This window comes from Dysgonomonas termitidis (assembly GCF_054657735.1).
In genome coordinates, this window is sequence record NZ_BAAHYD010000002.1 from 3,108,128 (window position 1) to 3,122,094 (window position 13,967).

The following is a 13,967-nucleotide window of genomic DNA, read 5'->3' on the forward strand; positions in this document are numbered from 1 at the left end:
AAAAGAAAAGATCAGTCATATAAGGCATTAATTAATATAGTACAATGTCAATTACAAATATCCGTTTAGAAGTCATGCACTTCTTAGAAAAGAATGTAGATAATTTTATTACCCAGTTTCTGGTTCCTGTTGAAAAAATATGGCAACCTACTGATTATCTTCCTGATTCAGAGAAAGAAACTTTCTTTGAAGATGTAAAAGAATTACGCGAACTGGCGAAAGAACTCCCTTATGACTTCTGGGTCGTATTGGTAGGAGACACCATCACCGAAGAAGCTTTGCCTACTTATGAATCGTGGTTAATGGACGTAGAAGGTATAGAAAATGTAGACGGCGAAAAGCGCAACGGCTGGTCAAAGTGGATCAGGCACTGGACGGGTGAGGAAAACCGTCACGGCGATTTATTAAACAAATATCTTTATTTATCCGGCAGAGTGAATATGAGAGAGATTGAGCAAACCACACAACATCTCATCAATGACGGTTTTGATATTGGTACGGGAAGAGATCCGTACAAAAACTTTGTATACACCAGTTTTCAGGAATTGGCGACCTTCATTTCACACAATCGTGTAGCAGAAATGGCTCAAAAAATGAGTAATGAAAAATTGTCGAGAATGTGTAAACGTATCGCAAGTGACGAAATGAGGCATCACCATGCATACAGCGAATTTGTAAGGCGCATATTTGAGGTAGACCCGAGTGAAATGATGCTCGCTTTCCAGTATATGATGAATCAAAAGATAGTTATGCCCGCTCACTTCCTGAGAGAATCGAAAGAGAAAATAAGCACTGCCTTCGAACAGTTTTCAAATGCTGCACAGCGCATCGGGGTATATACCGCCAGTGATTATGTAGATATTATGCAAAAACTGATAGATAAATGGCAGATAGATAAAATTTCAGGATTAACAGATGAGGCAGAACGTGCCCGCGATTTTCTGATGAAGCTTCCTGTACGTATGTCTAAAATATCAGAACGATTAGTTATTCCTGTCGATTCTTATATTTTCAAATGGGTACAACCTGCTGTAAAATAATATCTTCGGCTCAATATGGTCCTCTCTATTAAATATAGATTAATCAATGATATAAGTGAAATTCGAAGTATTGTCATTACTCGTGGTAAGGCAGGTGAAAGATAAACTCTTATTGAGTCAGTTATTATTGAGAGCTGGTCTAAAAACGTCACAATTATTATCATCCATAATAAAGAATTTTCCATAAAAAAACTTGTTCTAAATTTTAAAAATAAGTTCTTTGAACATATATCAGAAGATTATTATGCCGTTAGAATTGGTGTAGATTAAAATAATCTATCTTTGTAATATGAAATATTTATCTTTTATATTAGCAATAAGTGTATTCCTATTATCGGTAATACCTTGCTGTTTTGAGGATAAATGTCTTTCTATACATACGGAAAGGCTGAACACAGAAGATGATACAAGCAAAGCTTGTGATGACTGTTCTGATAACAATTACAGTTGTTGCTCTCCATTTCTCCATTGTAATACCTGCACCGGCTTTCCTGAAGCCCGTTTCTATAAACCAATAACAATCGCATTAGGGTTAGTATCTGATTGTAACTCAGATTATGTATTTAAAGGAGACGTACCCGGTTTTATATCTTCAATCTGGCAACCGCCACAAGCATAAACGAACTTATTTTTTACAGGCCATACTAAATCTGACCTGCAATTTTTACGGTAATGCAATCTTTGTAATATCGTAGCTTTCATGCTATTTCTAATTGAAGATTTAAAACATTTATCATAATGAAAATGAAATTTATGCTGATGCTATTCTTAGCCTTCAGTTTTTCCAATATTTTCGCACAAAATACGCTTAAAGTCAAGTTGATTGATTGCGAAACGAAAGAACCTCTGATCGGTGCAAGTATTGTTCTTCAGAACACAACGAACGGCACATCTTCCGATACTGAAGGGTTGGTCGTACTCACAAATATTCCGGACGGGAAACAGAAATTCGAAATCACTTATGTGGGATATGAAAAGACCATACAAGAATTTATCTTTCCGCTTACTTCGGACGAACTTATTATTATCAAAATTGAACCTGACGAAGAAACATTACAGGAAGTAGTTGTCGCTTCTACAAGGGGAACCCGAACATTTAAAGATATCCCTACTCGTATTGAGTTTATAAACGGAGAAGAATTAGGAGAAAAAGGAGTCATGAAGCCCGGAGATATCCGCATGCTACTGAATGAAAGTACGGGTATTATGACACAGCAAACATCAGCCATATCGGGCAATTCATCCATCCGTATTCAAGGATTGGATGGTAGATATACCCAGATACTAAAAGATGGTTTTCCTGTATTTTCGGGTGCAGCAAGCGGTTTAGGCTTGTTACAGACACCACCTCTCGATTTAAAGCAGGTTGAAATAATCAAAGGTTCTTCTTCTACCTTATACGGTGGTGGGGCAATTGCGGGATTAGTAAACCTCATATCAAAAACACCTGAAGAGAAAAGAGATTTTTCAATACACCTGAATGGAACAACAGGCAAAGGACTCGATGTAAACAGCTTTTTCGGTCAGAAATTCAATAAGGTAGGTACTACCATATTTGCATCATATAATCGTAACCGGGCTTATGATCCGTCCGATGTAGGCTTTACGGCAATACCCAAGTTTGACAGATTTGTACTGAATCCTAAACTATTCTTATACCTGTCTGAAAATACAGATTTTAATTTCGGTATAAACTCTACGATAGAAAACCGTCTGGGTGGCGATATGAAATATGTAGATGGGAAAGGAGATGAAGAACATTCTTATTTTGAAAGGAATAAAACACAAAGACATTCAAGTCAACTTACATTTGAACATCGTTTTGATAAGCAAAACCGATTGAATGTAAAAAACAGCGTAACTTATTTCAGTCGTAAAATAGAGATCCCCGATTTCACGTTTGACGGCAAGCAACTATCTTCTTTTTCGGAGGTTTCTTATATACATACCAAAGAGAAAACAGAATGGGTAGCAGGTGCGAATATTTGGACAGATAAGTTTACTGAAAAGAAACTGACCGATTTTCCTTTGCGGGATTACAACATGACTACTTTAGGCTTGTTTGTACAAAATAATACAAAGATAACGGACTGGATAAACCTCGAAACCGGGTTGTGAACAGATTACATTACTGATTATGGATTTGCTGTATTACCCCGTATCTCGTCTCTTTTCAAGATCAATGAAAAGTTCTCATCCCGTATAAGTGGCGGATTCGGATATAAAGCACCTACCATCTTTTCAGAAGATAGCGAACGCATCCAGTTTCAAAATGTCTTGCCGATAGATGATGATAAGAACAAGTTGGAAAAAAGCTACGGGGCAAATGTGGATTTTACTTATAAAACGGGCTTATTTGGCGACCAGGTATTTTTAAGTATAAACCAGTTATTCTTTTATACTTATCTTAAAAATCCGCTTGAACTGCAAGCTGCGGAAAACAGCCGATGGCAGTTTAATAACATAGACGGTCATGTCGATAGTAAAGGTGCTGAAACCAATATGAAAATAACGTATAAGGATTTCGGTCTGTTTCTCGGATATACCTATACCGATGCGAATGTTAAGGAAGACGGCAGAAGCTATCAAAAAAAACTTACCCCGAAACATAAAATCAATTCTGTTTTAATGTACGAGGTGGAAGATAAATGGAAAATCGGATTGGAAGCCTATTATACAGGAAAGCAAAAACTGAATGATGGAAAAACAGGGCAGGATTATCTGATTTGCGGACTAATGATGCAACGTATTTGGGAAAAGTTTTCTGTATATGCTAATTTTGAGAACTTTACCGACAGACGGCAAACAAGATTCGATACTATTTATACGGGTTCGATGACTAAGCCCGAATTTCGGGATATTTACGCACCGTTAGACGGTTTTGTGTTGAATGCAGGTATTATCATTAAACTGTGAGATAGAAAATGTAAATTAAAATGATCTGTAAATTATTTGGATTGTAATAGCAAAGACTTAATCTGACAGTTGTAGTATTTCTATGATTGTCAGATTTCTTTTTTATAGTTCACTCCCACAGTTTCTTGACTTCCGAAAGTAAGAATATTTTGTTGTTGCATTATGTTTTCCAAGAGTTTTTCTTTAGCAATACTTTTAGTATCAAGAAAAGTTTGCATCGGAATTTTACCATAGCAGTATTTTCCTGAATGCGTTCTTTCGATATAATAAACCTCCATACTAATCATAAACTACGAAATTCTATCAAAATAAAATCCTTGAAAAAATTATAAAAAACATTTATAATATGCTATTGTTATAAATTGGCAGTTTTATGTTATTGTGCTAATATAAAAAGACACAACTTTGAACTACAAAACTCAACGGTTTAATTACCAAAACTTAAATAAATTGTAATACCATGAACTTAAAAAGAATGCTATGGAAGAAAAAGAGTTTATCTCTGATTCTTCTCTTGTTTGGGTGCCTTCCAATTATTGCTCAAACAATTAAAATAGAAGGAAAAGTGACTGACACAAGCGGAGAAGAACTTCCTGGAGTAAGTGTATCCTTAAAAGGGACGACTTCGGGTACAATAACTGATGCCGTGGGACTTTATAGTCTCAATGTACCCAAAACCGATCAGCCTATATTAGTATTTACTTATATAGGTTATAAAACCAGGGAAATTATTCTGACTGATGCCCAGACTAAATATGATGTGGTCATGGAAGAAACATCTAAATATCTGGATGAAGTAGTTGTTGTTGCTTATGGTGTGCAGAAGAAGGCTAATCTGACCGGAGCAGTATCGTCATTGCGTGTAGATGACATTAAAGACATCCCTGCTTCCAATACATCGAGCCTCTTGCAAGGACGTATGAGCGGAGTTACAGTGAGTAGCTTTTCTGCTCAACCGGGAAAAGACAGCGATGTGGAAATCCGCATCAGAGGTATCGGTACTTTTGGTAATAGTAACCCTCTTATATTGATTGACGGAGTAGAAGGCAACTTAAGCAGTGTAGCGCCTAACGATATTGAAAATATTTCGGTATTGAAGGATGCTGCTTCCGCTGCTATTTATGGAGTTCGCGCCGCTAATGGTGTTATTCTGGTTACAACTAAGCGTGGAGCAGGAACCAATAAGCTTTCATATAGCGGTTCTTTCGGCGTTCAGTCAGCTACAGTGTTGCCGAAGTTCCTCGATTCATGGCAATGGGCCACCCTCTTTAATGAACAGAATAATGCGCTTGGAGGTGATGCATCTAATCGTAATTATACTCCCGAAATGATTAATGCTCTGAAAACCGGTTCAGATAAACAACATTTTGCCAATACCAATTGGATGAAAGAAATTTTCAGAACCGCACCGATTCAAAATCACTATTTATCAGCGACAGGAGGTGGTCAGAATTCAAACTATATGGCATCTTTAGGTTATATGAAACAGGAAGGGGTTATGAGAGGTACAGATACCGAGCGCATAAATTTCCGACTGAATGCCGATAGTAAATACCTTAATATGATAACATTCGGGATGAATACTGCGGGAAGCTACCAGAAAACAGGAGAACCGCTGGGAGGTACATGGAGCGTCTTTAATCAGATAATAGATCAGACCAGGCCAACAATTCCTGTAAAATATGATAATGGTAAATGGGGACAATACGACGGTAACCCTAATTTCCCACTATATCAAAGTAATCCGGTAGAACTTACTACAATGTCTTCCCAACAAAATACTTATAAATTTGATGGAAAAGTTTATCTGGATGTTGAGCCTGTAAAGAATCTGCACTTCAAAACCAGTTTTGCTTATCAGTACAATCAAGCTAATTATTCGGCTTTTGAACCTACCCATAACCATTATAAATCGGATGGAAGCTATATTACAAGCGGTGTTGCCTCATTAGAAGAGCAAAAAGCGCAACAGCAACAATGGATAAATGAAAATATTGTTACCTACAATCTGGATTTAGAGAAAATTCATTCTTTAGGCTTTTTGGTGGGGCAGTCTTCTCAGTATAATGGTAACAAAACCTCGAATGCAAAAGGAGAAGGATTCCTGAGTAATGATATCCATGTAATGAATGCCGCAAAAACGACATCCGCCACAGGATGGGAAGAAGAAGCCACCCTGCGCTCATTCTTCGGACGTGTTAATTATTCTTATAACAATCGTTATCTGGCAGAGGCTAATCTCCGTCGCGACGAATCGTCAAGAATACCTAAAAAAAATCGGGTAGGTTATTTTCCTTCGGTATCCGCAGGCTGGAACATAGCAGAGGAAAGTTTTTTACAGAAACAAAATACAATAGATGCACTTAAATTAAGAATAAGTTGGGGTAAACTGGGTAATCAGGATATTGGTTTTTATCCTTTTGCACAAACTTATAACCTTGGATTAGATAACTATATATGGGGCAATAATAAGATTTCCGGAGCAGCATTGGCCAGTGCAGCAAATCCCGATATCAAATGGGAAACGACAACAACTACCGATATAGGTTTGGATGCTGTATTTGCAAAAAACAAACTAAGTCTTACTTTCGATTATTTTAATAAAGTTTCGTCAGACATATTACTACAACTACCGGTTAGTGCTTTGATTGGAGTTGATGAAGCACCTTATGTAAACGCTGCAGAAGTCAAAAACAAAGGTTGGGAAATAAGTCTGGGCTATAATGATAAGTGGAATGACTTTTCTTTTGGTGCAAATCTTAATTTCAGTCATGTGAAAAACGAGATTACCAGTGTTAGCGGACGTAAGGACTGGATTAATGACTGGACTATCAATTTGGCCGGAAACCCTATAGGATCATATTACGGATATGTAGCAGATGGGCTGTATACTACTCAGGAACAAATAGACAATGCTCCTGTGGGTATCGGAAGCCCTCGTATCGGAGATATTCGTTATCTGGATATAAGTGGTCCGGATGGAGTACCGGATGGAGAAATAACTGATAAGGATCGTACTATTATTGGAAATCCTTTTCCTAAAATCACATATAGTCTGAATCTTACAGCAGGATATAAGAACTTTGATTTTTCTGCATTCTTTCAAGGCATAGGCAATGTTGACCGTATTGTTATGGATTACCCTTCGATAGGAGGTGGAGCTACTAAAGAAATGTGGAACCGTTATAATGCAAGTGAAAATCCTGATGGAAAATATCCATCTTTAGGCAATTCGACGTATAATGCTCTTCCATCTTCTTTTTGGATAAAAAGTGCATCCTACTTGAGACTGAAAAATTTAGAGATAGGTTACTCGCTGCCTTCTTCAGTACTTAGCAAGGCTAAAGTACAAGGTTTAAGAGTATTTATATCTGCTCAGAATCTGGTCACTTTCAGCGGGATCAAAAATTATGATCCTGAAAAGTATGCTGCAGATAGCCGGAATTGGACTTATCCCAATGCTAAAACATTTTCAGTAGGATTAAACATAAACTTATAACTATAATATAATAATATACAGCCATGAAAAGAATTAAGATACAATTAGTAACACTAATTATAGGCTTGGGATTTATTTTGCCTTCTTGTTCGGATTTTCTGGACCGGGAGAATCCTTCATCCGCTTCGTCCGGTTCGTACTGGAATAATAAACAGGAAGCAGAAGCTATGTTAGCTGGATGTTACGGGGTGTTGCAGCAACAAGGCCTATACTTCAATTATTATAATGGAGCCGACCCCAGAGCATTGGATGGTTTTGGTACAACAGATGGCTCTAGTGGTTGGTGGTTTTGGTCTCCGGCAGATAATGCTTTGAGCTGGGGACAACTTTCCCCATCTCAGGAATTGGTAGAAGTTGTATGGGATGCATGCTATAAAGGTATTGCAAGATGTAATGAAGTTATTTTGTATGTACCACAGATGGGGACTGATAAAATAGAACAGGCAGATGCCGACAGGATCGTCGGTGAAGCAAAGTTTTTACGTGCTTTCTTTTATAATTACCTGACATCTCTGTATCGCGATATTCCGTTATCTACGGAACCTACTTCGACAGGATATATTCCTAAGAGTTCTAAAGCAGATGTTGTTCAGTTTATAACCGAAGACCTGAAAAAGGTTGTAGAATCGGACGCACTTCCTGACAAAATATCTGCAGACGAAAGAGGTAGAGCAGACAAAGGTGCTGCATGGGCTTTGCTTTGCAAAATCTATTTGTATAACCAGAAATGGACAGAAGCGGCATCTGCGGCGCAGAAAGTAATCGATTTGGGCTATAGCCTCGAAGATAATTATTTGAAGTTATTTAGTGAAGCTGGTAATGATAGTGAAGAAGTGCTGTTTGCAGTACGATTCAGTGCTACCATTGATGGTACAGAAAATAAGATGAGAGGATTCTTGTCTACTCGCAATAACGAAAACTACTATACTCCTATAACTGTTACAGGTGACTTGTTAAATGAATATTACGATAAAAACGGAAAGGCTTTGAGTAAAACTTCTTTTACTTCCGAAGAACTTCTCGACCCTGCAAACAGAGATCCTCGCTGGGGATACAACTTCATTGGAATAGAAGAAACATGGAAAAGCGATGACTGGATCAACTGGTATCAGGTACTGAGCGGACATATAAACAAATATCAGGATTATACCGTAACAGAGAAGTTCTATGACGATCAGGATTACTACGTTATTCGCTACGCTGATGTACTATTGATGCGTGCCGAAGCTCTGGCAAACAGTGGTGATAGCCAAAGCGAAATAGAAGGCTTGATCAATCAGGTACGCGATAGGGCAAGTGTAAAAATGCCACATGTAACGGCAACAGAAATTTCAGAAGCAGGAAGTATACTGAATGTAGTCAAACATGAACGCAGAGTGGAACTTGCCTTCGAAGGTCATCGTTATTTCGATTTGAAACGTTGGGGTGAATATAACAAGCTGTCCGAATATGGATATGTCGGTGAAACGAAATCTAAGGTTTGGCCTATACCACAAAAAGAATTAGACAACAATAAGGTTCTCACTCAGGCATTGGAATGGGGTGGTGAATAATTCATTCACGTAATTAATAAATAACATTGAGTTATCTGTTCCTTATACGGATAACTCAATGAATTTGAGACTGTATTCGCAGGACTTATCAGGGGTATTATATTCCGAAAAGGCAACAGATATGAAAAGAAACCATATTATATTATTTCTCTCAATTATCATAGGATTAATCAGTTGTAAAAAGACAAATAATGAGACTCGTAAACAACTATTCGATGATAACTGGTTGTTCCACTATGGAGATGTAACTAATGGAGAAAATCCAGCGTTAGACGATTCGCAATGGCGAATATTAGATTTACCTCACGATTGGACTATCGAGGATATTCCGGCCACAAACTCTCCATTCGATTCAACAGTCGTTAATGGCGTAGCCAGTGGGTTTACACGAGGAGGTATAGGCTGGTACAGAAAACATTTCCATATTGATAAATCGCAGGCTGAGAAAAAGTTTTATATACAGTTCGATGGTGTATATATGAACTCTGATGTCTGGATCAACGGCCAGCACTTGGGCAATCAATTTTATGGTTACTCCGCATTCGGCTATGATATTACAGATTTTCTTAAATTCGGAGAAGATAATCTTATTGCAGTACAGGTGAAAACAGAAACAGTAACCTCGCGTTGGTATTCAGGTTCAGGTATTTATCGCCATGTGTGGCTCACATCTACATCACCATTGCATGTCGACAACTATGGTACAGTTATTACTACACCCGAAATTTCGGAAAAGCAAGCCAAAGTAACCGTTTCATCTACACTAGTTAATTCTACATCTGAGAATGTAGAGGCTACCCTTAAGCTAAAAATAGTAGATTCTGACAAGAAAGTTATAGTACAAAACGAACAAAAATTCAACATATACAGGAATAAAAAAACAACTGTAAATCAGGATTTAATTGTAGAAATTCCTGCTTTATGGTCAACAGACTTTCCTGCACTTTACACACTTGTTACAGAAATAGAACACAATAATAAGATAACTGACAGGACAGAAGAAATATTCGGAATCCGTTCTATCCGGTTCGATTCCGAAAAAGGGTTCCTCCTTAATGGAAAAGAAATAAAGCTCAAAGGAGGATGTATCCACCATGATAATGGGCCATTAGGGGCAATGGCATTCGACCGTGCGGAAGAACGTAAGGTAGAACTACACAAAGCTGCGGGATTCAATGCGCTCCGCATGGCACACAATCCACCGTCGCCGGCTCTGCTCGATGCTTGTGACAGATTGGGAATACTAGTCATTGACGAAGCTTTCGATGTATGGAGATACGGTCACTTTGAAGAAGACTATTCTAAACACTTCTACGAATTGTGGAAAGCAGATCTGGAGAGCATGATTCTGCGCGACCGCAATCATCCTTCGGTCATTATGTGGAGCATCGGCAACGAGATTAAGCAAAACGATACGCAAGAAATAGCCGATCTGTCCCGAAAATTAGCTGAATATACCCGTTCTATCGACAGTACCCGCCCTGTAACGGCAGGAGTAAATTCTGTTTCATCTAAAAAAGATGCTTATCTGAAAACCCTTGACGTTGCCGGTTATAATTATTCTCCAAAAGAATATGTTACAGGCCATGAACGAAATCCCGGTCAATTGATTTACGCTTCTGAATCATATGCAAGTCAGGCCTACGATTACTGGAAAGACGTGGAAAAATATAAATGGGTAATAGGAGATTTTGTGTGGACATCATTCGATTATATCGGCGAAGCCAGTATCGGATGGTATGGATATTATCTCGAACAAAGTTTCTATCCGTTCTATATGGCGTACTGTGGAGATATTGATATTTGCGGCATCAGGCGTCCCCAATCATACTTCAGGGAAACTTTGTGGAGTCAGCAACCGATTATTCATATAAGTGTAACTCCGCCCGTACCATCATTTCCCCTCAATCCTAAAAAAGAAGACTGGAGTGTGTGGAACTGGCCGGATGAAATAGATTCCTGGAATTTCCAAGGCTATGAAGGCAAAGAGTTGAAAGTATGGGTATATACCCAGTGTGAAGAGTCTGAATTATTCCTTAACGGCAAATCGTTAGGACGGGAGAAGAATACAGAATTTACCAAAAACAAACTCGACTGGAATGTGCCGTATCAGAAAGGCATACTGGAAGCCAAGGGTTACGACAATGGAAAAGAGGTAACTGCATCTGTACTGAAAACAGCAGATAAGGTTGCGACAATAAGACTTACAGCAGACAAAACTGTTCTGTCTGCAAGCGGACAGGACTTAAGCTATGTCACAGTAGAACTGATAGATGCCACAGGTAATGCTAACCCGATAGCTGACGATTTGGTGACATTCAGTATCTCCGGAGAAGGCTCTTTGATTGCCGTTGCAAATTCCGATCCGATGAGTACCGAAAGTTTTCAGAAAAATTATCGTAAAGCATGGAGAGGCACTTGTCTGGCCATTCTCAAATCGGACAAAAAATCAGGGAAGATACTGCTGAAAGCAAATGTTGAAGGACTACCTCAAGCCGAAATATCAATTGATGTAAAATAGAGGATTATGAATATACTAAGATATTTTGTTGTTTCCATCTTGTGTGCAACCTTTCTGATCTCGTGCATGGGTGGGGCTGAAGAAGAGTTTGCGCGTAAACTGAACTTCGATAAAGGATGGAGCTTTCATTATGGAGATATGCCGGCTGACCGGATTTTTATGCAAGATACGATACAATGGACAACAGTCGATATACCTCACGACTGGAGTATGGATATGCTCTTTGCCAAAAGTGACGGAGGCATAGCCATAGGACAAACGCAAGGAGGAACAGCATGGTATAGAAAAACATTCACAATACCTTCGATAAGTTCTGACAAAAAGCTGAGACTATATTTCGAAGGAGTATATATGGAATCGGAAATATGGATAAATGGTAAACAAGCTTCTTTCCATCCCTACGGCTATACTTCTTTTTTTTGCGATATAACGGAATATTGCAATCCTGCCGGACAGGAGAATATTGTTGCGGTAAAAGTGAAGAACGAAGGCAGGAACAGCCGATGGTATGCCGGTTCAGGCATATATCGCCATGTATGGCTGATTACCGAAGACAAGCTACATCTGGATGAATGGGGTACGTTTATTACTACAGATATAATGTCGAATGAAGAAGCAAATATAAAGCTGGCAGTCGATATTTTTAATGAAACAGATAAGCCGGTAGAAGCTATTCTTTCCATTGAAATAAAAGACAGCCTAAACAATATTGTAGGAAACCGGCAGGAGGCTATTAATCTGAGTAATACAGAATCAAAAACAATAAACCAATCTATTGAGATATTGAATCCTTCTCTTTGGTCTGTCGATTCGCCCGCTCTTTACACTGCAAATATAAGGTTGGAATCGGAAGGTAAAGTTAAAGATATGATTTCTGTTCCTTTCGGAATACGCTGTATCTCTTTCTCTGCTGAGGACGGATTTCTTCTTAATGGGAAACCGATGAAATTAAAAGGAGGTTGCGTGCATCACGATAACGGATTGTTAGGCGCAGCAGCCATAGATCGAGCCGAAGAAAAGAAGGTGGAATTGTTGAAAGCAAATGGATTTAATGCCGTACGATGTGCGCATAATCCCCCATCTGAAAAATTTCTTGACGTTTGTGACCGTCTGGGTATTCTGGTAATAGATGAAGTTTTCGACCAATGGCAAAAGCAAAAAAATCCGGAAGACTATCATCGTTTTTTTGATGAATGGCACGAAAAGGATTTAGCTTCAATGGTATTACGTGACCGTAACCACCCTTCCATTATTATGTGGAGCATTGGCAATGAAATACAGGAACGTTCCGATTCGTCGGGGGTGAAAATTGCGCAACAATTGAAAGATATTGTCAAAAAATATGATAATACACGTCCGGTCACTGCAGCCATAAACGACTATTGGGATAATCCCGATTTGAAATGGAAATCAGCTTCTCCTCTGGCTTTTGAATCTCTCGATGTCGGTGGATACAACTATATGTGGTGGGAATACGAAAATGATACAAAATCCTATCCCGAAAGAATAATATATGGCAGTGAGACTACGGCTATGGAACGTACAGTAAACTGGGATTTGGTGGAGAAATATCCAAATATCATCGGCGATTTCATTTGGACTGCAATTGACTATCTTGGTGAATCGGGCATCGGCCATGCTATCAATATTAAGGATGGAGAAAAAGACCCACCACAGTTTCTCGACTGGCCCTGGTTCAATGCATGGTGCGGCGATATCGATATTTGTGGATACCGGAAACCTCAGGCAGCTTTACGCGATGTGTTATGGAACAATAGCAAAATAGAAATGCTTGTACACACACCTGTACCTACCGGATATAAAGAAAAAATAAGTTATTGGGGATGGCCGGACGAAGAAGCTGGTTGGAACTGGAGCGGCCATGCAGGTGAAGATATGGATGTGAAGGTGTATACCCGTTATCCGTCTGTGAGACTGTATCTCAATGGAAAACTGCTTGTAGAAAAAGAAACGGAGAAAGACAGGATAAACAAATATTCAGTCCGGTTCAACGTCAAATATGCGCCGGGTGAACTCAAAGCAGTGGGAGTAGATACGGATGGCGAAAGAGAATCTGTTATACTGACCACTAGGGGAAAACCCACAAAGTTGAGGCTAAAAGCCGACCGTCTGAATTTAAAAAATACAAAGAATGATTTATCTTATATACAGATAGAACTCGTAGACAAAGACGGAAATATTGTTCCTGATAAAGATATTAACCTCCAATTAAGTATTTCGGGAGAAGGTAAAATATTAGCAGCCGGTAATGCCTGCCCTACGGATATGGAGAGTTTCCGTTCCCTGACCCCGAAAACATATAAAGGAAAGGCTTTAGCGATTATCCAGCCGACAGGAAAAAAAGGAGAAATCGTACTAAATGTAATAACACAGGAATATAGCGAACAGTCCATATCTGTAAATGTAAAGTGAAATAT

At 38.7% G+C, this 13,967-nt stretch carries 5 protein-coding genes and 2 pseudogenes; 6 read left to right on the forward strand and 1 reads right to left on the reverse strand.

All coding sequences use genetic code 11. The features are described 5' to 3' along the window. Positions 1–44: 44 nt before the first annotated feature. Both ACYQ3L_RS16820 and ACYQ3L_RS16825 read left to right on the forward strand, forming a co-directional pair. Positions 45–1,040 (forward strand): acyl-ACP desaturase, encoded by a 996-nt coding sequence (locus tag ACYQ3L_RS16820; RefSeq protein WP_379997959.1) that lies wholly within the window; start codon positions 45–47, stop codon positions 1,038–1,040. 738 nt (positions 1,041–1,778) lie between these two features. Then, positions 1,779–3,956: pseudogene (locus tag ACYQ3L_RS16825) on the forward strand (TonB-dependent receptor). An 89-nt stretch (positions 3,957–4,045) separates the two neighbouring features. Here ACYQ3L_RS16825 and ACYQ3L_RS16830 read toward each other — a convergent pair. Further along, a pseudogene (locus tag ACYQ3L_RS16830) lies at positions 4,046–4,225 on the reverse strand (IS481 family transposase); the annotation flags it as partial. Positions 4,226–4,416: 191 nt separating this feature from the next. Between ACYQ3L_RS16830 and ACYQ3L_RS16835 the strand changes: the two are divergent. From ACYQ3L_RS16835 to ACYQ3L_RS16850, 4 genes are all read left to right on the forward strand, one after another. After that, complete coding sequence (locus ACYQ3L_RS16835) at positions 4,417–7,455, forward strand: SusC/RagA family TonB-linked outer membrane protein (RefSeq protein WP_379997957.1); 3,039 nt, start codon at positions 4,417–4,419, stop codon at positions 7,453–7,455. Between the two features lie 23 nt (positions 7,456–7,478). Further along, positions 7,479–9,008 (forward strand): RagB/SusD family nutrient uptake outer membrane protein, encoded by a 1,530-nt coding sequence (locus tag ACYQ3L_RS16840; RefSeq protein ID WP_379997955.1) that lies wholly within the window; start codon positions 7,479–7,481, stop codon positions 9,006–9,008. Between the two features lie 121 nt (positions 9,009–9,129). Continuing rightward, positions 9,130–11,529, forward strand: a complete 2,400-nt coding sequence (locus ACYQ3L_RS16845; RefSeq protein WP_379997952.1) for a glycoside hydrolase family 2 TIM barrel-domain containing protein — start codon at positions 9,130–9,132, stop codon at positions 11,527–11,529. 6 nt (positions 11,530–11,535) lie between these two features. Then, complete coding sequence (locus ACYQ3L_RS16850; RefSeq protein ID WP_379997950.1) at positions 11,536–13,962, forward strand: glycoside hydrolase family 2 TIM barrel-domain containing protein; 2,427 nt, start codon at positions 11,536–11,538, stop codon at positions 13,960–13,962. Positions 13,963–13,967: the final 5 nt, after the last annotated feature.